Below are 24,208 nucleotides of genomic sequence, written 5' to 3' on the forward strand. Positions count from 1 at the left end.
CTCGACTACGCTCGAAACGAACGGACGGGGAGATGATGCGATCAAGGGTTATCGTGCGCCAGGGGCGATCCCGGCCTTCAGCACGCGCAGGACATTGCCGCCCATCACCTTAGCGATGTCGCCGTCGCTGAAGCCGCGATCGATCAGCGCTTGCGTCACCGCGGCCAACTGGCTCGCATCGAAACCGGTCATCACCGCGCCATCGAAATCCGATCCCAGCCCGACATGGTCGATCCCCGCCACGTCGCGCACATGCGCAATCGCGGCAGCGGCGGCGGCGGGCTGTGTCGAGCAAATCGCCGCATCCCAATAACCGATGCCGACCACGCCGCCGGTGCGCGCGATGCCGCGAATCTCGTCATCGGTCAGGTTGCGATTGACCTTGCAGGTCGCCTGCACGCCGCCATGGCTGGCGACGACCGGGCGCTGCGCCATCGCCAGCACCTCGGCAATCGTCGCGTGGCTGGAATGCGCGACATCGACGACCATGCCGAGCGCTTCCATCCGCCGCACGACTTGCCGACCGAGCGGGGTGAGCCCGCCTTTGGCCTCGCCGTGCATCGACCCCGCCACCTCATTGTCGAAGAAGTGCGCGAGCCCCGCCATGCGGAACCCCGCGCGATACAGGACATCGAGATTGGCAAGTTTGCCCTCAAGGTCCTGCAGGCCCTCGATCGACAGCATCCCGCCGACCACCTTTTTCCCGCCCGCGCGATCCGCCAGCAGCCGGTCGAGATCGGCGGGGGAGTGGATCACCCGCAATTGGCCGTTTGACGCAGCGGCGTAGCGATCGAGCTTCTGCGCGTGCCATAGCGAGCGTTGCAGCAACGATCCCCAGGTGCGCGGCGGCTGCAGATCGGCGATGGTGAGCGCGGTGATATTGTCGGTATCGGACGGGTTCGCGTCGTAATTCTGGCCCTTGGGCGTCTTGGTCACCGAGGAGAAGACTTGCAGCGCATAATTGCCGGCCAGCAGCCGCGGCAGATCGATTTGCCCCCGGTCAGACCGGTCCAGCAGGCTGCGCTGCCACAGCAAGGTATCGGCGTGCATGTCGGCGATTTGCAGCGTCGCGTGCAACGCACGGGCGCGCGGCGTGATCTTGAGCGGGATCGCGACCACCTGGTTCATCGAGCGTTCGACGATACCGGGCGCGAGCGCGAAGAAGGCGAGGGCGGCGAGGAGAAACAGGCCCAGCACTGCCGCCACGATCTTACGCATTGTGTAGCCTTCCGCTGCCGACCGCGTTGGTATGCGATGTAGCGGGCGGCGCGACAAGGGCAGCGATCGGAAGCGCAGCAGCTCCTCCCGCCTTCTTCCCCGGCGGAGGCCGGGGATGCGCTGGCGATCAGGACCGCGCCAGCGTCACGAAGCTATAGGCGGGGCGGGTGCCCTCGGCGGGATGGTCCTCGCGCGCGGTTTCGCGCCAGCCCGCGAAAGCGGGAACGACGGCATCGCCTGCGGGCGTCAGGTGAACCTCGGTCAGCTCGACCCGGTCCGCCAGCGGCGCGAACAGCGCGAAGATCTCGGCCCCGCCGATTACCGCGACGTCCCTGTCGCCCGCCAAAGCCAGCGCGGCGTCGACCGAATGCACCACCTCGGCACCCGGTGCCGACCACTCGCGATCGCGCGTCAGCACGATATGGCGACGGCCGGGCAGGGGGGCGGGAAAGCTCTCAAAGGTCTTGCGCCCCATCACCATCGGCTTGCCCATCGTCAGCGCCTTGAAGCGTTTAAGATCGGCCGGGAGGTGCCAGGGCAAGGCACCCTTGGCACCGATGACGCCATTGTCGGCGCGCGCGAGATAGAGCGTGATCATCCGCGCCTCATGCCGCGCCGCGCCGACAATGGCGAGCGGAAGATACGCCGCGCGTTGGCGCGGCGCGGGCGGCGGCTTAGAACTTCTTTGTCGCCGATACGCGCAGCGTCATCGATCGCGAGCCGGGCCCACCCCTTCCGCCCAGGTCGATCCCGGTCGTCCAGCCGTCTCCGGGGTTGAGCCCCAGGCCGATTTCGAACTGGAGTTCATCGCGCAACCAGTCGTTCGTGGTGATGCTGTACTGCGATGGGCCGCCGAGATCGGCATAATCCAGCAACTGCGGACTGGCCTGGTTGAACTCATGGCGCCATTCGAACCGCGCGCGGGGTGCAAAGGCACCAAGGTGCAGGGTCGCCCGACCACCGGCCACGCTGGTCAACGATTCCAGGGTGCGCGGATCGAAGGTCAGGCTGTAGACCCCGGCTCCGGTCTCGGCATAGGCCCTGAGCTTGGCGTTGAGATATTCGGCGCGGCCGTAGAGCGAATAGCTGAGCCGCCCGGTGCTCTGGTCGATTCCCGCGCTCAACGATCCGAACAGCATCGATCCGTTGCGGTGACCGACCGCCAGCGACCCGCCAAGCGTCGCGCGCCGCGTGTTGAACGAGAGGTTCCCATATCCCAGCACCCCGTCGATAAACGCACCCGGCGTAGGCCTGAAGCTGCCATAAGCGGCCCCGATCCAGGTGTCGGCGGTCAGATGGCCGGCATCGGCAGTGCCGACCCGCGTGCGCTCCTCGCCGACGCCCCCGCCCGCGCCGACGGTGAGATCGTCCGACAGCTTCACATCGGCACCCGCGCTCAAGCCCGAGCTTGAGATCGACAGCTTGGTGCGGCGCGTCGTCGCGTCGCGCGTGCCGATGCTGATCGCGCCGCCGCTCCAGATCGCGACCGACCCGATCTTGCGCGGTCCGGTGTCGCCAGTCTCGTCGGCCACCGCTCCGACAGCAGCGGCGGTTCTGGCGGACGTCGCAGCGCCGGTCGCTGTGCCATTGCGGGCACCGGCGGGGGTCCGCAGTCCCATCGCGCCCGGCATGCCCATTGGCGCGCCACCCGGCTGCAGCGTTCCGGTCGAGGAAACGCGCAGGCCTTCTGCACCCATCACTTCATTGGCATGCTCCATCTTAAGCGCGGTTTCGGGGGCGATTCCGTCGAACCGGCCGGGGCGACGGAAGCTGCCGCCATCATTGCTGCCGAGCGTGATCCCGATCGGGTTGTTGCCGGTGCTGCCGCCGCCGCCATGGAGCTGTTCGTTGCGGCGCCCAAAGTTCTCGATCTGGGCACGGGCGAAATCGCGGGTCGCGGTGTCTTGGGCGTCGATCAATCCGCGCACGACCGGGTCGGCCGAGGGGTCGGGCCGCGCCTTCACGGTGACGGTGATGGTCGCGGCCGGCGACATGCCGAAGGTGTTGCCGATCGTGTAGGTCACCACCGTGGTGCCACTGAAGCGTGGGCTGGGCTGGATCTGCAAGCGATAGGTCCGCGCGGCTGCCGTGCCGTCCGCGACGAGGGTCGCGGTCGCGGAGTTGGCCGGCGACACACTGACGATGGCCGCTTGCGTGAACGGCCCGCCGACAGCACCGCTCGAGATATCGACCGTGACCGGCTGATTCTGGTCGGTCGTGGTGACCAGATTGGCGGCGACCGGGGGCGTCCCCTTCACCGTGATGTCCACCGTCGCGAAGGTCGAGCTGCCGCCAGGCCCGACGGCGGTGAAGGTGAAGCGGTCGGGTCCCTGGTAACCGGGGGTCGGCGTGTAGACCGCGACAAAGCGGGGGGCTGCAACGGTCGCGCCGAGGGGCACGGTCGGGGCGGCAACGGCAGCGCTCCGCTCGAGCCCGACCGCGCCTGGTTGCAGCGGGTTGGCGATCGACACGCCGGTGAAGCTTGCACCGCTCCGCTGGATCACGACCGTCCCGTGTTGCGGGGGCGTAGCGATCGTCACGTCGGTGACGTTGCCCGAGATCAAAGTGCTGAGGTCGATCGAGGCTGGCTGATTGTTGGTGACGGTCTGCGTAACGGCGACCGAGGTGTCGTGGACGACGGGCGGCGCAGGCAACGCGATCTGCACGCTGAAGGTCTGGCTGACCCGGCTCGGCCCGTCGCCGGTTGAGCTGTCCGAAGCGGTGATCGTGACGCTGAACGTTCCGTTTGCCGTGGGCGTCCCGGCGAGCGTTCCGTTCGCTGCGAGCGCAAGGCCAGACGGCAACGCGCCGCCCGTCACCGCAAAGGTATAGGGTGCCGTTCCGCCGGACGCCGTCAACGCTACGCTATACGCGACGTCCTGCTGGCCCGCCGGCAAGCTGGTCTGCGTGATCACAAGCGCCGGTGTGGCGACGGTGAGCGTGACGGTGGCCGCACTCGAGGTGCCGCCAGGCCCGGTGGCGGTGTAGGCGAAGCTGTCGCTGCCATAATAACCGGTGGTGGGCGTATAAGTGATGACATCGCCCGCAATGCTGGTGGTGCCATGCGCGGGCGCGGTGCTGACGGTGAGGCTACCATGCACGCCGCTGACCGAAGCGGAGAGGTCGATCGGTGTCGCGGTGTTGTAGGCGATGCTGGCGCTCTTGGCGGCCACAGTCGGCGCAGCGGGCGTGGCGACGGTGAGCGTGACGGTCGCCGCACCTGAGGTTCCGCCGGGCCCGGTGGCGGTATAGCCGAAGCTGTCGCTGCCATAATAGCCGGTGGTGGGGGTGTAGGTGATGACATCGCCCGCAATGCTGGTGGTGCCATGCGCAGGCGCGGTGCTGACGGTGAGGCTGCTATGCACACCGCTGACCGAGGCGGAGAGGTCGATCGGGGTCGCGGTGTTGTAGGCAATGCTGGCGCTCTTGGCGGCAACGCTGGGGGCAGCGGGCGTCGCGACGGTGAGCGTGACGGTGGCCGCACTCGAGGTGCCGCCCGGCCCGGTGGCGGTATAGCCGAAGCTGTCGCTGCCATAATAGCCGCTGGTGGGGGTGTAGGTGATGACATCGCCCGCAATGCTGGTGGTGCCATGCGCAGGCGCGGTGCTGACGGTGAGGCTGCTATGCACACCGCTGACCGAGGCGGAGAGGTCGATCGGGGTCGCGGTGTTGTAGGCAATGCTGGCGCTCTTGGCGGCAACGCTGGGGGCAGCGGGCGTCGCGACGGTGAGCGTGACGGTGGCCGCACTCGAGGTGCCGCCCGGCCCGGTGGCGGTATAGCCGAAGCTGTCGCTGCCATAATAGCCGCTGGTGGGGGTGTAGGTGATGACATCGCCCGCAATGCTGGTGGTGCCATGCGCAGGCGCGGTGCTGACGGTGAGGCTTGCGTGCACGCCGCTGACCGAGGCGGTCAGGTCGATCGGTGTCGCGGTGTTGTACGCAACGCTGGCGCTCTTGGCGGCGACGGTCGGGGCAGCGGGCGTGGCGACGGTGAGCGTGACGGTGGCCGCACTCGAGGTGCCGCCAGGCCCGGTGGCGGTATAGCCAAAGCTATCGCTGCCGTAATAGCCGGTGGTCGGCGTATAGGTGATGACATCTCCCGCAATGCTGGTGGTGCCATGCGTGGGCGCGGTGCTGACGCTGAGGCTTGAGTGCACACCGCTGACCGAGGCGGTCAGATCGATCGGTGTCGCGGTGTTGTACGCAACGCTCGCGCTCTTGGCGGCCACGGTCGGGGCGGCAGGCGTGGCGACGGTCAGCGTGACGGTGGCCGCACTCGAGGTTCCGCCAGGCCCGGTGGCGGTATAGCCAAAGCTGTCGCTGCCATAATAGCCGGTGGTCGGGGTATAGGTGATGACATCACCCGCAATGCTGGTGGTGCCATGCGCAGGCGCGGTGCTGACGGTGAGGCTTGCGTGCACGCCGCTGACCGAGGCGGTCAGATCGATCGGCGTCGCGGTGTTATAGGCAACGCTGGCGCTCTTGGCGGCCACGGTTGGCGCAGCGGGCGTGGCGACGGTCAGCGTAACGGTGGCGGCCGCCGAGGTTCCGCCCGGGCCGGTCGCGGTATAGCCGAAGCTATCGCTGCCATAATAGCCGGTGGTCGGGGTGTAGGTGATGACATCGCCCGCAATGCTGGTGGTGCCATGCGCAGGCGCGGTGCTGACGGTGAGGCTGCCATGCACGCCGCTAACCGAAGCGGTCAGATCGATCGGTGTCGCGGTGTTGTACGCAACGCTGGCGCTCTTGGCGGCAACGCTGGGGGCGGCCGGTGTCGCGACGGTGAGCGTGACGGTGGCCGCACTCGAGGTTCCGCCAGGCCCGGTGGCGGTATAGCCAAAGCTGTCGCTGCCATAATAGCCGGTGGTCGGGGTGTAGGTGATGACATCGCCCGCAATGCTGGTGGTGCCATGCGCAGGGGCGGTGCTGACGGTGAGGCTGCCATGCACGCCGCTAACCGAAGCGGTCAGATCGATCGGTGTCGCGGTGTTGTACGCAACGCTGGCGCTCTTGGCTGCAACGGTCGGGGCGGCAGGCGTCGCGACGGTGAGTGTGACGGTCGCCGCACCTGAGGTTCCGCCCGGACCGGTGGCGGTATAGCCAAAGCTGTCGCTGCCATAATAGCCGGTCGTGGGGGTGTAGGTGATGACATCGCCCGCAATGCTGGTGGTACCGTGCGCAGGCGCGGTGCTGACCGTAAGGCTGCCATGCACGCCGCTGACCGAGGCGGTCAGATCGATTGGGGTGGCGGTGTCATAGGCGATGCTGGCGCTCTTGGCGGCCACGGTCGGGGCGGCAGGCGTCGCGACGGTGAGCGTGACGGTGGCCGCACTCGAGGTTCCGCCAGGCCCGGTGGCGGTATAGCCAAAGCTGTCGCTGCCATAATAGCCGGTGGTCGGGGTATAGGTGATGACATCACCCGCAATGCTGGTGGTGCCATGCGCAGGCGCGGTGCTGACGGTGAGGCTGCTATGCACGCCGCTGACCGAAGCGGTCAGGTCGATCGGCGTCGCGGTGTTGTAGGCAATGCTGGCGCTCTTGGCTGCAACGGTCGGGGCGGCAGGCGTCGCGACGGTGAGTGTGACGGTCGCCGCACCTGAGGTTCCGCCCGGACCGGTGGCGGTATAGCCAAAGCTGTCGCTGCCATAATAGCCGGTGGTCGGCGTGTAGGTGATGACATCGCCCGCAATGCTGGTGGTACCGTGCGCAGGCGCGGTGCTGACCGTAAGGCTGCCATGCACGCCGCTGACCGAAGCGGTCAGATCGATCGGGGTCGCGGTGTTATAGGCGACGCTGGCGCTCTTGGCGGCCACGGTTGGGGCAGCGGGCGTCGCGACGGTGAGCGTGACGGTCGCCGCACTCGAGGTGCCGCCAGGCCCGGTCGCGGTATAGCCGAAGCTGTCGCTGCCATAATAGCCGGTGGTGGGCGTGTAGGTGATGACATCGCCCGCAATGCTGGTGGTGCCATGCGCGGGCGCGGTGCTGACCGTGAGGCTTGAGTGCACACCGCTGACCGAAGCGGTCAGATCGATTGGTGTCGCGGTGTTGTAGGCAATGCTGGCGCTCTTGGCGGCAACGCTGGGCGCGGCCGGTGTCGCGACGGTGAGCGTGACGGTGGCCGCACCTGAGGTGCCGCCCGGCCCGGTGGCGGTATAGCCAAAGCTGTCGCTGCCAAAATAACCGGTGGTGGGCGTATAGGTGATGACATCGCCAGCGATGCTGGTGGTGCCATGCGCAGGGGCGGTGCTGACGCTGAGGCTGCTGTGCACGCCGCTGACCGAAGCGGTCAGATCGATCGGGGTTGCGGTGTTGTAGGCGATGCTGGCGCTCTTGGCGGCCACGGTCGGGGCAGCAGGCGTGGCGACGGTGAGCGTGACGGTGGCGGCACTCGAGGTTCCGCCCGGGCCGGTGGCGGTATAGCCGAAGCTGTCGCTGCCATAATAGCCGGTGGTGGGCGTATAGGTGATAACGTCACCCGCAATACTGGTGGTGCCATGTGCAGGCGCGGTGCTGACGGTGAGGCTGCTATGCACACCGCTGACCGAAGCGGTCAGATCGATCGGGGTTGCGGTATTGTAGGCGATGCTTGCACTCTTGGCGGCAACGGTCGGGGCAGCGGGCGTGGCGACGGTGAGCGTGACGGTCGCCGCACCTGAGGTGCCGCCAGGCCCGGTGGCGGTGTAAGCGAAGCTGTCGCTGCCATAATAGCCGGTCGTGGGCGTATAGGTGATGACATCGCCCGCAATGCTGGTGGTACCGTGCGCAGGCGCGGTGCTGACCGTAAGGCTGCCATGCACGCCGCTGACCGAGGCGGTCAGATCGATTGGGGTGGCGGTGTCATAGGCGATGCTGGCGCTCTTGGCGGCCACGGTCGGGGCGGCAGGCGTCGCGACGGTGAGCGTGACGGTGGCCGCACTCGAGGTTCCGCCAGGCCCGGTGGCGGTATAGCCAAAGCTGTCGCTGCCATAATAGCCGGTGGTCGGGGTATAGGTGATGACATCACCCGCAATGCTGGTGGTGCCATGCGCAGGCGCGGTGCTGACGGTGAGGCTGCTATGCACGCCGCTGACCGAAGCGGTCAGGTCGATCGGCGTCGCGGTGTTGTAGGCAATGCTGGCGCTCTTGGCTGCAACGGTCGGGGCGGCAGGCGTCGCGACGGTGAGTGTGACGGTCGCCGCACCTGAGGTTCCGCCCGGACCGGTGGCGGTATAGCCAAAGCTGTCGCTGCCATAATAGCCGGTGGTCGGCGTGTAGGTGATGACATCGCCCGCAATGCTGGTGGTACCGTGCGCAGGCGCGGTGCTGACCGTAAGGCTGCCATGCACGCCGCTGACCGAAGCGGTCAGATCGATCGGGGTCGCGGTGTTATAGGCGACGCTGGCGCTCTTGGCGGCCACGGTTGGGGCAGCGGGCGTCGCGACGGTGAGCGTGACGGTCGCCGCACTCGAGGTGCCGCCAGGCCCGGTCGCGGTATAGCCGAAGCTGTCGCTGCCATAATAGCCGGTGGTGGGCGTGTAGGTGATGACATCGCCCGCAATGCTGGTGGTGCCATGCGCGGGCGCGGTGCTGACCGTGAGGCTTGAGTGCACACCGCTGACCGAAGCGGTCAGATCGATTGGTGTCGCGGTGTTGTAGGCAATGCTGGCGCTCTTGGCGGCAACGCTGGGCGCGGCCGGTGTCGCGACGGTGAGCGTGACGGTGGCCGCACCTGAGGTGCCGCCCGGCCCGGTGGCGGTATAGCCAAAGCTGTCGCTGCCAAAATAACCGGTGGTGGGCGTATAGGTGATGACATCGCCAGCGATGCTGGTGGTGCCATGCGCAGGGGCGGTGCTGACGCTGAGGCTTGCGTGCACGCCGCTGACCGAAGCGGAGAGGTCGATCGGGGTCGCGGTGTTGTAGGCAACGCTGGCGCTCTTGGCGGCGACCGTGGGGGCCGCAGGCGTGGCGACGGTGAGTGTGACGGTGGCGGCACTCGAGGTGCCGCCTGGACCAGTGGCGGTATAGCCGAAGCTGTCGCTGCCATAATAGCCGGTGGTCGGGGTATAGGTGATGACATCACCCGCAATGCTGGTGGTGCCATGCGCAGGCGCGGTGCTGACGGTGAGGCTGCTATGCACGCCGCTGACCGAAGCGGTCAGGTCGATCGGCGTCGCGGTGTTGTAGGCAATGCTGGCGCTCTTGGCTGCAACGGTCGGGGCGGCAGGCGTCGCGACGGTGAGTGTGACGGTCGCCGCACCTGAGGTTCCGCCCGGACCGGTGGCGGTATAGCCAAAGCTGTCGCTGCCATAATAGCCGGTGGTCGGCGTGTAGGTGATGACATCGCCCGCAATGCTGGTGGTACCGTGCGCAGGCGCGGTGCTGACCGTAAGGCTGCCATGCACGCCGCTGACCGAAGCGGTCAGATCGATCGGGGTCGCGGTGTTGTACGCAACGCTGGCGCTCTTGGCGGCGACCGTGGGGGCCGCAGGCGTGGCGACGGTCAGCGTGACGGTGGCCGCAGTCGAGGTGCCGCCAGGCCCGGTGGCGGTATAGCCAAAGCTGTCGCTGCCATAATAACCAGTGGTGGGGGTGTAGGTGATGACGTCACCCGCAATGCTGGTGGTGCCATGTGCAGGCGCGGTGCTGACCGTGAGGCTTGAGTGCACGCCGCTAACCGAAGCAGTCAAGTCGATCGGTGTCGCGGTATCATAGGCGATGCTGGCGCTCTTGGCGGCCACGGTCGGCGCAGCGGGCGTGGCGACGGTCAGCGTAACGGTGGCGGCCGCCGAGGTTCCGCCCGGGCCGGTCGCGGTATAGCCGAAGCTGTCGCTGCCATAATAGCCGGTGGTGGGCGTATAGGTGATAACGTCACCCGCAATGCTGGTGGTGCCATGTGCAGGCGCGGTGCTGACGGTGAGGCTGCTATGCACACCGCTGACCGAAGCGGTCAGATCGATCGGGGTTGCGGTATTGTAGGCGATGCTTGCACTCTTGGCGGCAACGGTCGGGGCAGCGGGCGTGGCGACGGTGAGCGTGACGGTCGCCGCACCTGAGGTGCCGCCAGGCCCGGTGGCGGTGTAAGCGAAGCTGTCGCTGCCATAATAGCCGGTCGTGGGCGTATAGGTGATGACATCGCCCGCAATGCTGGTGGTGCCATGCGCAGGGGCGGTGCTGACGGTGAGGCTTGAGTGCACACCGCTGACCGAGGCGGTCAGGTCGATTGGTGTCGCGGTGTCATAGGCAATGCTGGCGCTCTTTGCGGCAACGGTGGGGGCGGCAGGCGTGGCAACGGTCAGCGTAACGGTGGCGGCCGCCGAGGTTCCGCCCGGGCCGGTCGCGGTATAGCCGAAGCTGTCGCTGCCATAATAGCCGGTGGTGGGCGTGTAGGTGATGACGTCGCCCGCAATGCTGGTGGTGCCATGCGCGGGCGCGGTGCTGACCGTGAGGCTGCTATGCACACCGCTGACCGAGGCGGTGAGGTCGATCGGTGTCGCGGTGTTGTAGGCGATGCTGGCGCTCTTGGCGGCCACGGTTGGGGCAGCGGGCGTCGCGACGGTCAGCGTGACGGTCGCCGCACCTGAGGTGCCGCCGGGGCCAGTCGCGGTATAAGCGAAGCTGTCGCTGCCATAATAGCCGGTGGTCGGGGTATAGGTGATGACATCCCCCGCAATACTGGTGGTGCCATGCGCAGGCGCGGTGCTGACGGTGAGGCTGCCATGCACGCCGCTGACCGAAGCGGTCAGATCGATCGGGGTTGCGGTGTCATAGGCAATGCTGGCGCTCTTGGCGGCAACGGTCGGGGCAGCGGGCGTCGCGACGGTGAGCGTGACGGTCGCCGCACCTGAGGTGCCGCCCGGGCCAGCGGCGGTATAAGCGAAGCTGTCGCTGCCATAATAGCCGGTGGTGGGGGTGTAGGTGATGACATCGCCCGCAATGCTGGTGGTGCCATGTGCAGGGGCGGTGCTGACGCTGAGGCTGCTATGCACGCCGCTAACCGAGGCGGAGAGGTCGATCGGTGTCGCGGTGTTGTAGGCAACGCTCGCACTCTTGGCGGCAACGGTGGGGGCGGCGGCGGTATTGGTCAGACTGAAGTTTTGCGAAACCGACCCTGCGGTCGCACTGACCGTATAAGGGCCGCCTGCGGTCGCATTGGCGGTGAACGTGCCCGATGTGGCGATCCCTGAGGCGTTGGTGTTGGCCGAGATGCTATTGGTGCCGCTGCCGCTGAACGTGCCGCTTGCTCCGCTTCCAGGTGCCGTGAAGGTCACCGGGCTGGACGGGATCACTACGCTTGCCGCGTCCAGCACGCGGACTTGCAAAGCCGAAGCAAAGGCGGTCGAGACCCCCGCGCTCTGGCTATTGCCGCTGGTGATGGCCATCGAGGCCGGGGTCTGCACCACGGTCGCCGAATCGGTAGCATTGGCGCTTGCGGCGGCCCCGCCACCCGACAATGTGCCGCTGAACGACAGGGATACCGATGCCGACGCGCCGATCGCGACGTTGAGCGTGAGGGGATTGCCATTGCTCCCGGCGGTGATCACGCTCGCGCTGGTGCAGCTAACCGTGGAGGTTCCACTGCAGCTCCACCCCGTGCCGCTCGAACTGGAGAGGCTCGTATTGGCGGGCAACGTGATCGCAAAGGTCAACGTGCCGGAGGTGTTGGCGACGGTTGCGCTCGGCGTGACGGTCAGCGTGCCGGTCTGGCCCTGAGTCAGCGTCCCATTGCTGATGGCGAGGCCAAGCGTCGGTGCGGCGGCGACCGTCAGCCCGGTCGGCGTGGTCGCAGTCGACCCCGTAAGCGTGATCGGGCCGCTCGCGGAAACCGTTCCGCTGGTGTAATTATAGGTCGCCGCATTGGTCGAGGAAACGGTCAACGTCACGGTGCAGCTTGCGCTCGCGCTGAGCGCGCCGCCGGACAGACTGAGCGCGTTGCCGGACAGCGTCGCTGTCCCGCCGCACGTCGTGGCGGCACCGGATCCGGTAAGATTGGTCGGCAGCGTCGCCGAACCGACCGCGATTCCGCTGAGGGCAGTTCCGGTGTTCGGGTTGGTGACCGTCAGGGTAAGCGTGGCGTTCCCCCCGGAGGACACCGATGTCGGGCTGAACGCAGCGCTGATCGTCGGCACGGCGAGATAGGTGAGCGTGCCGTTCGTTGTCGACGAAACCGATCCGGTGGTAGCCACCACGCTGGCCGCACCGGCAGCCTTCGCCCCCGCCGTCGCGGTGCACGTCGTCGAAGAGGTGCAACTGCCCCCGACCGACGTTCCCCCGACGGAAAAGCTGGTATTGCCGATGACGAAATTGGTGCCGGTAATCGTAATCGCGCCGCCGCTCAGCGGGACATTGGCCGGCGAGACGCCAGTCACGGTCGGCGCGTTGTAGGTGAATTGATCGGCCGATGATGTCGCGCTGGTGTTGCCGCCAGCGGTTACCGTGACATCGACAGCACCCGCCGCAGTGGCGGCCGGCGCGGCGGCGGTGATCGAAGTGGCGCTGTTGACAGTGAAGCTGGCCGCATTGACGCTGCCGAACTTCACGGCGGTCACGCTGCTGAAGCCGGTGCCGGTGATCGCCACCGAGGTGGCACCGCCAGCGGGACCGCTGGTTGGGCTAACGGCGGTTACGGTTGGTGCGGAGCCGCCCCCGGCGGGGGTGCACGACAGAGTCAAAAATACGCTCGAGTTTGAATGGGCTGCACTCTGGTCGGAATTTGGATTTCCGCTGGCATCAAACGTAGTGTTTGAGAATACATAGTAATAGTACAAATATTTATTATTTGAATTTACCGTAAAACTAACCAAATTCCCGGTGTTGTTTCTGGAATTTCGGACGTAAGTATAGGAATTATCTCCTTCAAATACGGAAAAATATCCAGATCCTGTACGAGATGATAATGTAAAATTAACGACGTCTCCATTATTAAAATAATAATCTGACTCTAAACCTGTCGGTAAGGTGTATGCATCTGTCTGATAGTCTTGTCGTGTTGCTGTTCCATCGTATGGCGGCACAGAAAACGTTTGGTTATACTTTCCAGTATTGATATCAGCGCAGCCCTTCGACGTCGCGGCCATGGCAAGCGCGGGCATCATGGCAAACAGAAGCGTGAAAAGGACGATGAGGGGGCGCGTTGTGCGCCAAACGGACGTTTGCCTGCCGTGAGCGCGCGGACGATCGCTATCAGCAAAACCGCCCACTGTAGATTTTATACATTCGGCAAAGGCATGAAAAGGCCCCCGTCCAATCCGAAAAAACCCCATTACTACCCCCGCCCCACGACTCGCTTATTTGTCAACGAACATAGCTGTTTTTTAAAATATGTAAGGGAAAAGAAATTGCTTTAAGACAAATACTTGTCTGCTCCAGAGGCAGAGTACATTTTGTATCACTCGGTTTCGGATGCGAAACCTTTTCTGTATATCGAGCAATAGCGGTACCGTAGGCCGAAGGCGGTAATCGGTTTCCGCTCATGGTAATTGCCAGATTCATGCCGCGAGAATCACCCAAAGCGGCAAGCCTAGTATGTATATTATTGCACATGCCGGCACTTGGCCGTGACGGTGCTGTCCCGCAGAGCACATGCGGGCGCTCTGCAGCCAATGGCAAAATATTAGGGAAGACCTATGCTTACGCTCGACACTGCGTCATGGCGGGGCAGCGCGTTGAGCAACCGAATGACGACGGTCTTCGGCGAAACGCGTAAATTCAGGATCAATCGTGCCGTGAAAAGAACCGGCTGGTATCCTGCGCCGCTATGGATGACTCCATCGACGGCGGGGCTGCATCACACCGCGACGTCGGCCTTGATCGCGTCGTGCGGCGCATAGCCCTCGACCTGAAAATCCTCGATCCGGTAGCCATCAATATTAGCGGGCTTGCGCAGGAGTCGCATCGTCGGGAACGGGCGCGGCGTGCGCGAGATTTGTTCGCGTGCTTGATCGAGATGGTTGAGATACAGATGGACGTCGCCCCCCATCCAGACCAGTTCGCCCGGGCGGAGATCGGCCTGTTGAGCAAGCATGAGCTGCAACGCGGCGGCCCCCGTGAAATTGAAGGCGGCCCCTAGCAGCAAGTCGCATGACCGTTGGTACAGGCCGCAATTGAGTCGTCCGTCGGAGGTCACGTGGAATTGATAGACCATGTGGCACGGCGGCAACGCCATCTGATCGAGCTCCGCCACGTTCCAGGCATGAAACAGCATTCTCCGGCTGGCGGGATTGTGCTTCAGCGTTTCGACCAGCCCGGCAATCTGGTCATGCACGCGCCCGTCCGCGCCTTGCCAGCGGCGCCATTGCTTCCCGTAAATCGGGCCGAGGTCTCCCCATTGCGCGGCAAAGGCATCGTCGGTCAGCACACGCTGCTCGAACGCGTCCTGGGAGATGTCCTGTCCGGTGGCGCGCCGATATTGCGCAAGCGGCCAATCGGTCCAGATCTTCACATTCTCGCGCAGGAGCGACTGGAGGCTGGTGTCCCCGGTCAGGAACCACAGCATCTCCTTCACCGCCGTCTTCCAATAGACGCGTTTGGTGGTGAGGATCGGCACGCTTCCGTCGGAAAGATCGAAGCGGATCATCGCGCCGAACAGCGACCGTGTCCCGACGCCGGTCCGGTCCACGCGCTGGTCACCATGATCGAGAATGCGCTGAAGCAAGTCGAGATATTGGTGTTCGGGGTGCCGCATGCTCATGCCTTCATACCCGCAATTTGGTTCATCATTTGGTTCGCTGACGGGTGGTTCGCTGACGGGGCGGCTTGTCGGTCCGGTCGAGCGGGTGTTGCATCAGGCCAGTGTAGCGCGCTGCCGGGTGATGCGGTAGCGCGAAGTCGCCTGGCATGAAGGCGGATCAGGTCATTCGGCAGGGTTTGATCGCCGCTGGCTCGGGGCGAGGCCCCTCTGCCCGGAACGCGGCGAGATAACCGCCCGCCGAGGGCATGTCATACCGCGCGACCTGGGTGTAGCCGACCGCTGCGAATTCACATTTGAGCAAGGCGGGCGGCGTGCCGTGGTTTTGCGTCAGGCGATTGGCATCGACCACGATGACCAGGCCATCGCGCCTGAGCGACGGGCGCATCCGCCACAGGAACTCATACGGTTGCGCGATCTCATGATACATATGCACCATCAGCACACGATCGAAACTCGCGTCGGGCAAGCGCGGATCGTCGGGCGCGCCGAGCCGTACGCTGACATTTTCGAGCCGCTCGCGCGACACGCGCAGCGCCAGCGTATCGCGCACCTCGGCGACGATGTCCTCGGCCAACACGCGCCCGGTCTTGCCGACGCGGTTGGCGGCGCGGATCGTGTAATAGCCCTCGCCCGCGCCGATATCGGCGACGGTCATGCCGGGCTTGATCCCGGCCTTGGTCATCACGTCGCCGGCTTCGTTCAGCCGGTCGCGATCCTCTTCGGTCGACCAGCGCGGCGAGCTGATCTTGGCGACCGGGCGGTCGGCGGCGGGGAAGGGGCCCGCCTCCTGCGTATGATCGGGCACGCGCGGCTTGCCGCCGTCGCACGCGGCGAGCAGCAGGACGGTGGCCAGGGTCAGCGCGCGGGCACCGGGGAAGTGCACTAGTCCACGTCCTCCACCTCGACCGTCTCACCCGTTACGCGCTGCGAGAGTGCGGCGGCCATGAACGCGTCGAGATCGCCATCGAGCACGTCGGACGGGCTCGATGAGGTCACGCCGGTGCGCAGGTCCTTCACCATCTGGTATGGCTGCAGCACGTACGAACGGATCTGGTGGCCCCAGCCGATATCGGTCTTGCCGGCATTCTCGGCATTGGCCGCGGCCTCGCGGATCGCGAGTTCGCGCTCGTACAGGCGCGCGCGGAGCTGGTTGTACGCTTCGGCCTTGTTCTTGTGCTGGCTGCGCTGGTTCTGACACTGCACGACGATGCCGGTCGGGATGTGCGTGATGCGCACCGCCGAATCGGTGGTGTTGATGTGCTGCCCGCCCGCGCCGCTTGCGCGGTAGGTGTCGATGCGCAGGTCGCTTTCGTTATACTCGACCTCGATATTGTCATCGACCACCGGATAGACCCACACGCTGGCGAAGGAGGTGTGGCGGCGCGCGGCGCTGTCATAGGGGCTGATGCGGACCAGGCGGTGGACGCCGCTTTCGGTCTTGGCATAGCCGTAGGCGTTCTCGCCTTTCAGCAGCAGCGTCGCCGACTTGATCCCGGCCTGTTCGCCCGAATGCTGGTCGATCAGTTCGACCTTCAGGCCGTGGCGTTCGCCCCAGCGCGAATACATGCGGCTGAGCATGCCGGCCCAATCCTGGCTTTCGGTGCCGCCCGCACCGGCATTGACTTCGATATAGGTGTCGTTGCCATCGGCTTCGCCCGCCAGCAGCGCCTTGATCTTGTCGCTTTCGGCGCGGCGCGCGAGATCGGCGAGCGCGGCGAGGCCGTCGGTCTCCATCTCGGTGTCGCCCTCGGCCTCGGCCATTTCGATCAACTCCGCCGTATCGTCGAGCTCGCTCTGGATCGCGCGCGTTGCGGTGATCGCCTCATCTAAACGGCGCCGCTCGCGCATAACCGCCTGCGCCGCCTTGGGATCGTTCCACAAAGTTTGATCCTCGACGCGCGCGTTGAGTTCATCGAGCCGACGCAGCGCGCGGTCCCAGTCGAGGAAACGGCGGAGCAGCGCGAGCGCGTCCTTGATCGAGTCGATATGAGCCTGCGCTTCAGCGCGCATGGGAGAACCTTCCAGAAAAATATCGTGCCGTGTCTCCCATGTGCGGGAGAACGATAGTGTGCCTGCCGTATATGAGGTTGGCGCGCCGCTAGTAAATACCGCCCTGTCGTTGCAGGAAATCGCTGTCGCGGCGCGTGTCCTTCGGGGCTTGCGCGTCGGCACGCGCCTTGGCCGCCGCCGCAGCTGCCGCCGGGTCGGGCACGATCACGTCGCGGTGGACGACGCGGCGCGGCTCGCTTTCGGGTTTGAAGGCTTCCCAGATGACCGACGCCTTGGGGTCATCGCTTGGCCAGGTGCCAAAGACGGGCTTGCCGCTCGCGCGGTCGATGCGGACCATGCGGATGCCGGCGGGCGCTCGGAACGGGATCTTGGGCAGCCCCTCATACGCCTTGACCGCGAACGCCTTGAAGATCGGTGCCGCGAGCGTGCCGCCCTGCGCCGCGCCGCCGAGCGAATGCGGCTGGTCATAGCCGATATACAGCCCGCCGATCATCTGCGGGGTGCCGCCAATGAACCACACGTCGGTCGGCCCGGTATTGGTGCCGGTCTTGCCGAACATCGGCCGGTCGAGATCGCGCAGCACGGTGGCGGTGCCGCGCTGGATCACGCCCTCGGCAATGTGGACCATTTGATACGCGCTCATCGCATCGACGATCTGCTTGCCGCGTGACACCGGGCGCGGCATCGGCTTGCCGTTCCAGTCGGGCGCGTTGCAGCGATCGCACGCGTGCCAGTTGTCGGGCCAGATCACCTTGCCGTGGCGGTCCTGCACGAAATCGATCAGCGTGGCCGGATGCGACCGGCCCTGATTGGCGAGGATCGCATAAGCGTTGACCATGCGCGACACCGTCGTCACGCCCGCGCCCAGCGAATAGGACAGATACGGTTCGTATTTGCCGACGCCGATCCGGTCCATCAGCGACACGATGCGCGGCATGCCGGTGGTGGCGGCGGCGCGCACGGTCATCAGGTTGCGCGACTGTTCGACACCCCAGCGCATGGTATGCGCGCCAGAGCCCCCGACATTGCCGAAATTCTTGAAGCATTTCTGCCCCAGCCGCGCGCCCTGATAGACGCAGAACGGGCCGTCGACGATGATCGAGGCGGGGGTCATCCCGCCCTCCAGCGCCGCTGCATAGACGATCGGCTTGATCGTCGATCCCGGTTGGCGCAGCGCCTGCGTGGCGCGGTTGAATTGCTGGGCGCGGAAGTCGAACCCGCCCTGCATCGCCAGCACGCGGCCGGTCTGCGGTTCCTCGACCACGAAGGCACCCGAAATCTTGGGCACCGAGCGCAAGGCATAGCTGCCGCCTTCGGGCGCGACCGCGATGATGTCGCCGACCTTGAGCGCGGCGAACGCCGTGCCGCCTTCGCCGCGCACGGGCATTTGTGCGGCGGCGCGCGGCAGAATCGCGGTGGTGCCATCGGAAAAGCCGAGGCCGGCATCGGTCTGCGCCACTGCGGTGACGATCGCGGCGCGCCAATTGTCGTAATCGAGCCCGATATTGGTGTTGAGCAAGGCCGGCAGCCATGCATCGCCGACAATGTCCTTATGGTCGATCGGCCCGGACCAGCCGCGGCCATGGTCGAAGCGCAGCAGCCCTTCGCGCAGCGCGGTCTGCGCATAATCCTGCAGCCGGTTGTCGAGCGAGGTGCGCACCCACAGGCCACCGGCATAGATGCTGTACGGCCCGTCCCTTGCGTCCTCGCCGAACTTGTCCTTCAACTGGCGGCGAACTTCCTCGACGAAATAGCCGCTGCCTGCGGTTTCGGTCTTGGGCGTCTGGCGCGGCACGGTGCCGAGCGGTTCGGCCATCGCTTCGTCATGCTGCGCCTGGGTGATGAAACCGTTCTTGAGCATTTCTCGCAGCACATAAGCGCGACGGCCCAGTGCGCGGTCGGCATGGCGGACCGGGTCGTAATTGGACGGTCCCTTGGGCAGGATCGCCAGATACGCCATTTGCGCAAGATCGAGCTGATTCAGATCCTTGCCGAAATAGGCGTAGCTCGCGGCCTCGACGCCAAAGGCGTTGCGACCGAGCGCGATCTGATTGAGATACAGTTCCAGGATCTGCTTCTTGGTCAGCGTATCCTCGATCCGGTACGCGAGGATCGCTTCCTTGATCTTGCGGCTGTAGCTGGTCTCGTTGCCGATCAGCAGGTTCTTGGCGACTTGCTGCGTGATAGTCGACGCGCCAGCCGGGCGCTTGTGGCTGCTCAGATTGTTGACCGCCGCGCTCGCGATGCCGAGATAGTCGACGCCGTGATGCTCGAAAAAGGTCTTGTCTTCGGCGGCCAGAAACGCGCGCACCAATAGCGGCGGATATTCGTCATAACTCAGCTCGACGCGGCGTTCGCGCGCATAGCTGTGGATCGGCGTGCCATCGACGCCGCGCACATTGGTCGGCAGTGGCGGCTCATAGGTGCGCAATTTGTCGACCGAGGGCAGATCGGCGGCGAACAGGAAGTAAAACACCGTATAGCCGATGACGAACAGCACGCCCATTGCGGCGAGCGCCTTGACCCACCACCGGCCCCAGGCATTTCGAAGGTATCCCCGGAAGCCGCCAATGTCGCGGCGGATGCGGAAATTCACGGTGGAATCAGAAGCGGCCATATGGGTGTCAGGCTCTAGCAACTTTCCCGCGCGTTGCCAGCCGCCTTAACTGCGCGGGGTGCGGGGCCGGGAAAGGTCAGTTCGACGCCATCCGCCGCGCAAAGTGCACCTCGACCGCCCGTTCGATGCTCTGCGCGATCTTGCGGCGGCCTTCCGCGCTGTCGATAAAGTCGGCATCGCGCGGATTGGAGATATAGCCGGTCTCGAACAGGATCGAGGGCATGTCGGGCGCTTTCAACACCATCAGCGAGGCCATGCGGTGGAAGTTGGGCTTTACCGGGATCAGCGGCTGCGCCTCGCGGCCGAGCAACCGCGCGAAATTGGCCGAGGAGTTCATCGTCTCGCGCTGCGTGAGGTCGATCAGGATCGACGAGATGTCGGCCGAGGTGGCGGCGAGATTGACGCCGGCGATGACGTCGGCCTTGTTCTCGCGCGCCGCCAGCTTGGCCGATTCCTTGTCGGAGGCGACTTCGGACAGGGTGTAGACCGACGCCCCGCTCGCGCTGCCCGAGCCGACACTGTCGCAATGGATCGAGATGAACAGGTCGCCGCGCAATTTGCGTGCAATGCCGTAGCGTTCCTGCAGCACGAGGAAGCGGTCGTCTTCCCGGGTCAGCGCGACGCGGACTCGGCCCGATTTGACCAGTTCGTCGCGGATCGCCTTGGCGATTTTCAGCGTCACGTCCTTTTCGCGGCGACCGTCGATTGGCGAAATCGCGCCGGGATCGACTCCGCCGTGCCCCGCGTCGATCACCACCAGCGGACGGCTGTCATCGTCGCCATAGATGCGCGGCAATCCGGGCGTGCGCGGTGCAGGCGGGATCGGCACCGACACGGCATAGGTGGCGGGGGCTTGGACGATCCCCATGTTGAACGGCGGCAGGAAGTGCAGTCGGCGTTCGCCCGCCGCGCGCGCAAAGGTGGCGTCATCGACGGTCTGCAACTCGAGCGTCAGTTCCCGCCCGTCGCGACCGAATACGCCTTCGGTGACGAGGGCCGGGCGCGCAAGATCGAACACGACGCGCGTGCCGTTGGGGCCGTGCGCCCCCTGCCGCACGCTCGAGACCGGCCCGCCTGCTGCGATCTTGCCACCGGGGGACGCGCCTTGCAGGTCGAGCGCGATCCGCTGCGGCGAGGCGAGCACGAAGCTCGACGCATCGGCGATCGGCTGGTCGAAGCGCAAGACGATCCGGTCATGCTGAACCTCGACACGCTCCACCGACGCCGCCCAACCGGGAGCGCCGAGGAACCAGCAGGCCAGCAAGGCGAAAACGAACGACACGCGTGCGTAATGCCGTCGCGACCGCGGCGCGGTAAAGCGAAAAGGGGCTGCCAAAGGGCGGGAGGTCGCGCTCATTCGTCTGGACTAGGCCGGAGACGACAAAACAGCCTTTCCGGGTGCGGTTAATGGGCTCGTAGGCATAGAATTGCCGGTCGGGCGGCAAAAACGTGCCGGTTGCTGCGCGCGAGCGGGGGTGCTAGGCATGAAACAGTTCCGGATCGCGGCCTAGTATCGACCGCGGCGAGGGCCATCTGGCCGCCCCTCATGTTCCTTGGGCGCGGCTCATCCAGGTTGACGTTCGCATGATGTATGTATTCCGCCCCTCGCACCGCCCGGTTTCCACCGGCGGGATCGCGAGCGCGCGGAATGCCCAAGGCCGGAAGGCGGGGCGTGCAGGGCGAACAGAGGCAGTTTTCGTAAACCACCATGTGTGCGAGCCAGGCGATCTTTTCGCCGGATCGGGCACTTTCATTGATCGCGCGCGGCCAGCGCCACGGCGCCCAGCGCCCTTTGGCTCTGTGCCGCGCGACCGGAGAATAATACATGACCACGCGTATGCTGATCGACGCACGGCACCGGGAGGAAACCCGCGTTGCTGTCGTCAAGGGAAACCGAATCGAAGAGTTTGATTTCGAATCCGCCGAGCGCAAGCAGCTCAAAGGCAATATCTATCTGGCCAAGGTGACGCGCGTCGAGCCGTCGCTGCAGGCCGCGTTCATCGATTACGGTGGCAATCGTCACGGGTTCCTCGCGTTCAGCGAAATCCACCCGGATTACTACCAGATCCCCAAGGAAGACCGCGACGCGCTGTTGCGCGAAGAGGCCGAGCATGCGGCGGAAGAAGCCGCGTTGCGCGCGCAGCAGGACGCCGAGGATGATCTGCACGATGACGAGCATGAAGATGACGGATTCGAACGCGATTCGGATGCCGATGACGCGTCGATCGAGCGTTTCGACGATGATGGCGGCGCGGAACCCGACGTAGAAGTCGTCGCCGAGGGCGAAAGCCGCGGTGGCGAAGGGCGCGGTCGTCGCCGCAAGCGCACCGCATCGGACGATGCCGCCGATGATCTGCGCGAGCGTCGCACCAATTTGCGCCATCGCTACAAGATCCAGGACGTCATCCGCCGTCGCCAGGTGCTGCTTGTTCAGGTGGTGAAGGAAGAGCGCGGCAATAAGGGTGCGGCGCTGACGACCTATCTGTCGCTCGCTGGCCGGTATTGCGTGTTGATGCCCAACACCTCGCATGGCGGCGGCATCAGCCGCAAGATTTCGAATGCTGGCGACCGCAAGCGGCTGAAGTCGATCATGGCCGACATGAAGCTGCCCCCCTCGATGGGCTGCATCGTGCGCACCGCCGGGCTGCAGCGCACCCGCGTCGAGATCAAGCGCGACTTCGATTATCTGGCGCGGCTGTGGGACGGGATCCGCGAGACGACCTTGTCCTCCTCGGCCCCTGCTCTCGTCTATGGCGACAGCGACCTGATGAAGCGCGCGATCCGCGACATCTACAATCGCGACATCGACGAAGTGATCGTCGAGGGCGAGGACGGCTATCGCCACGCCAAGGACTTCATGAAGCTCCTGATGCCGAGCCATGCGCGCAAGGTGAAGCATTACAGCGACCCCGTGCCGCTGTTCCAGCGCGCGGGCGTCGAGGAGCAATTGTCGGCAATGTACCACCCGGTGGTGCAGCTCAAGTCGGGCGGCTACCTGGTGATCAACCCGACCGAGGCGCTGGTGTCGATCGACATCAACTCCGGCCGTTCGACGCGCGAGCATTCGATCGAGCAGACAGCGACCGCGACCAACCTTGAAGCTGCGGCGGAAATCGCACGCCAGTTGCGCTTGCGCGACATGGCCGGGCTGGTCGTCATCGACTTTATCGACATGGACAACAACTCCAACGTCCGCAAAGTCGAGAAGGCGATGAAGGAAGCGCTGAAGAACGATCGCGCGCGCATCCAGATCGGCCGCATTTCGTCCTTCGGTTTGATGGAAATGAGCCGCCAGCGCTTGCGCACCGGCGTGTTGGAAGCCTCCACCCGGCCGTGCCCGCATTGCGAGGGCAGCGGCTTCGTGCGCACCGCCTCTTCGTCGGGGCTGTCGGCACTGCGTCTGCTGGAAGACGAAGCCGCGCAGGGGCGCGGGTCGCAGCTGCTGCTGCGCGCCAGCCAGGAAGCGGCCTTCTATCTGCTCAACCGCAAGCGCGCGGAACTGGCCGAGATCGAGGAACGCTATGGCGTGATGATCGAAGTCGCGCCCGACGGCGAGCAGGAAGGCGCGCGCATGTCGGTCGAGGTCTCCGGCCCGCCGCCCGCTTATACGCCGCGTTTTGAGGCTCCGATCCAGGAAATCGAGGAAGAGTTCGTCGAGGACGAGATCGAAGACGAAATCGAGGATGAGGTCGAGGAAGAGGAGCAGCCGCGCGCTGCCCGCGAACCGCGCGAACGCGGCGAACGGCCCGAGCGAGCAGCAGCGGGCGAGGATGAGGGCGGTTCGCGCCGTCGTCGTCGCCGTCGCGGTCGTCGCGGTCGCAACCGGCCTGAGGGTGAGGGTGCCGCCGAGGGCGAAACCGTCGTTGACGGCGCTGGTGACGAGGAAGCGTCGGAGCAGGATGCCGATCGCGAAGACGCCGAGGCCCCGGCCGCAGTGTCGTCCGAAGAGGGGGAAGGCAGCGAAGGCGGTCGTCGCCGTCGTGGCCGTCGCGGTCGCCGTGGCGGTCGTCGCAGCGAGGGCGAGCAGGCGGTCGTGGACGCCACGGATGGCGAGGCTCCGGTAGCCGAGGCAGCGGTGGTCGAAGCCGAGCCGGTCGCGGTCGAAGCGGACGCCGAGCCCGAGGTCGAGGCACCCAAGAAGGGCCGTCGTCGTCCGCGCGCCCGCGATGCCGCGCCAAAGGCCGCTCCGGTCGCGGAAGCCGTGGTTGACGCCGAGCCGGTTGCCGAACCCGCAAGCGAGGCCGAACCTGCCGCGAAGCCGAAGCGCGCCCGTCGCGCCAAGGCCAAGGCGGTTGAGGCAGCCGATTCGGCGGTGGAAGCGGCTCCGGTCGTGGACGCGCCGGTCGAGGACGCACCCAAGCCCAAGGCAAAGCGGACGCGCAAGCCCAAGGCGGCGGCCGTGGAAACTCCAGTGGTGGAAACGCCGCCGGTGGAAGCAGCTCCGGTGGAAGCGGCACCGGTAGCGCCGGTGGCCGCGCCTGAAGCCACCGCATCCGCTGCAACGCAGGACGGCGCTTCCGACGAAGCACCCGCAAGCGAGACAGCACGCGGCGCGATCGATCCCGATCCGGGCGAAGCCGGCAGCCCGCGCCGCGGCTGGTGGCAGCGCACCTTCGGGGCGTGAGAAAACGACCGGCTCCTCGCACAGGTGCGAGGAGCCGGTCGCTTACCTTACCGCTCCGCCGCTTCACCGCACC

Annotated in this window: 9 protein-coding genes; 1 reads left to right on the forward strand and 8 read right to left on the reverse strand. The window is 65.7% G+C overall.

The features are described from left to right. Nucleotides 1-48: 48 nt before the first annotated feature. The 8 genes from H4W01_RS03105 to H4W01_RS03140 form a co-directional block, all read right to left on the reverse strand. Nucleotides 49-1,218 (reverse strand): dipeptidase, encoded by a 1,170-nt coding sequence (locus tag H4W01_RS03105; RefSeq protein WP_209609858.1) that lies wholly within the window; start codon nucleotides 1,216-1,218, stop codon nucleotides 49-51. Between the two features lie 127 nt (nucleotides 1,219-1,345). Further along, nucleotides 1,346-1,816, reverse strand: a complete 471-nt coding sequence (locus H4W01_RS03110; protein ID WP_209609859.1) for a dihydrofolate reductase — start codon at nucleotides 1,814-1,816, stop codon at nucleotides 1,346-1,348. A gap of 76 nt (nucleotides 1,817-1,892) precedes the next feature. Beyond that, nucleotides 1,893-12,866: an Ig-like domain-containing protein gene (locus H4W01_RS03115; protein ID WP_209609860.1), complete on the reverse strand. Its 10,974-nt coding sequence runs from the start codon at nucleotides 12,864-12,866 to the stop codon at nucleotides 1,893-1,895. Between the two features lie 1,115 nt (nucleotides 12,867-13,981). Beyond that, nucleotides 13,982-14,878, reverse strand: coding sequence for a thymidylate synthase (gene thyA / locus H4W01_RS03120; protein WP_209613225.1), 897 nt, complete (start codon nucleotides 14,876-14,878; stop codon nucleotides 13,982-13,984). Nucleotides 14,879-15,041: 163 nt separating this feature from the next. Then, a complete protein-coding gene (locus tag H4W01_RS03125) occupies nucleotides 15,042-15,767 on the reverse strand; it encodes a class I SAM-dependent methyltransferase (protein ID WP_010407378.1) in 726 nt (241 codons plus the stop codon). Continuing rightward, nucleotides 15,767-16,894 carry a peptide chain release factor 2 gene (prfB, locus tag H4W01_RS03130; protein WP_029622979.1) on the reverse strand — a complete coding sequence of 376 codons (1,128 nt, stop codon included), beginning with the start codon at nucleotides 16,892-16,894 and terminating at the stop codon, nucleotides 15,767-15,769. The genes H4W01_RS03125 and prfB overlap by 1 nt, the downstream gene beginning before the upstream one ends. An 88-nt stretch (nucleotides 16,895-16,982) precedes the next feature. Next, the gene (locus H4W01_RS03135) at nucleotides 16,983-19,511 is read right to left on the reverse strand and encodes a penicillin-binding protein 1A (protein ID WP_209609861.1); all 2,529 of its coding nucleotides are present in this window, start codon (nucleotides 19,509-19,511) and stop codon (nucleotides 16,983-16,985) included. 76 nt (nucleotides 19,512-19,587) lie between these two features. Then, nucleotides 19,588-20,793 carry an N-acetylmuramoyl-L-alanine amidase gene (locus tag H4W01_RS03140; protein WP_209609862.1) on the reverse strand — a complete coding sequence of 402 codons (1,206 nt, stop codon included), beginning with the start codon at nucleotides 20,791-20,793 and terminating at the stop codon, nucleotides 19,588-19,590. Between the two features lie 543 nt (nucleotides 20,794-21,336). Here H4W01_RS03140 and H4W01_RS03145 point away from each other — a divergent pair. Then, nucleotides 21,337-24,135 (forward strand): Rne/Rng family ribonuclease, encoded by a 2,799-nt coding sequence (locus tag H4W01_RS03145; protein ID WP_334685130.1) that lies wholly within the window; start codon nucleotides 21,337-21,339, stop codon nucleotides 24,133-24,135. The last annotated feature ends 73 nt before the right edge of the window (nucleotides 24,136-24,208 follow it).

Source organism: Sphingomonas sp. PL20 (assembly GCF_017875905.1).
GTDB lineage: Bacteria > Pseudomonadota > Alphaproteobacteria > Sphingomonadales > Sphingomonadaceae > Sphingomonas > Sphingomonas echinoides.

Bases quoted from the DNA above. Each gene is read 5' to 3' on its own strand.
- H4W01_RS03105 (WP_209609858.1), bottom strand. From the start codon at position 1,218: ATGCGTAAGATCGTGGCGGCAGTGCTGGGCCTGTTTCTCCTCGCCGCC.
- H4W01_RS03110 (WP_209609859.1), bottom strand. From the start codon at position 1,816: ATGATCACGCTCTATCTCGCGCGCGCCGACAATGGCGTCATCGGTGCC.
- thyA (WP_209613225.1), bottom strand. From the start codon at position 14,878: ATGCGGCACCCCGAACACCAATATCTCGACTTGCTTCAGCGCATTCTC.
- prfB (WP_029622979.1), bottom strand. From the start codon at position 16,894: ATGCGCGCTGAAGCGCAGGCTCATATCGACTCGATCAAGGACGCGCTC.
- H4W01_RS03135 (WP_209609861.1), bottom strand. From the start codon at position 19,511: ATGGCCGCTTCTGATTCCACCGTGAATTTCCGCATCCGCCGCGACATT.
- H4W01_RS03145 (WP_334685130.1), top strand. From the start codon at position 21,337: ATGACCACGCGTATGCTGATCGACGCACGGCACCGGGAGGAAACCCGC.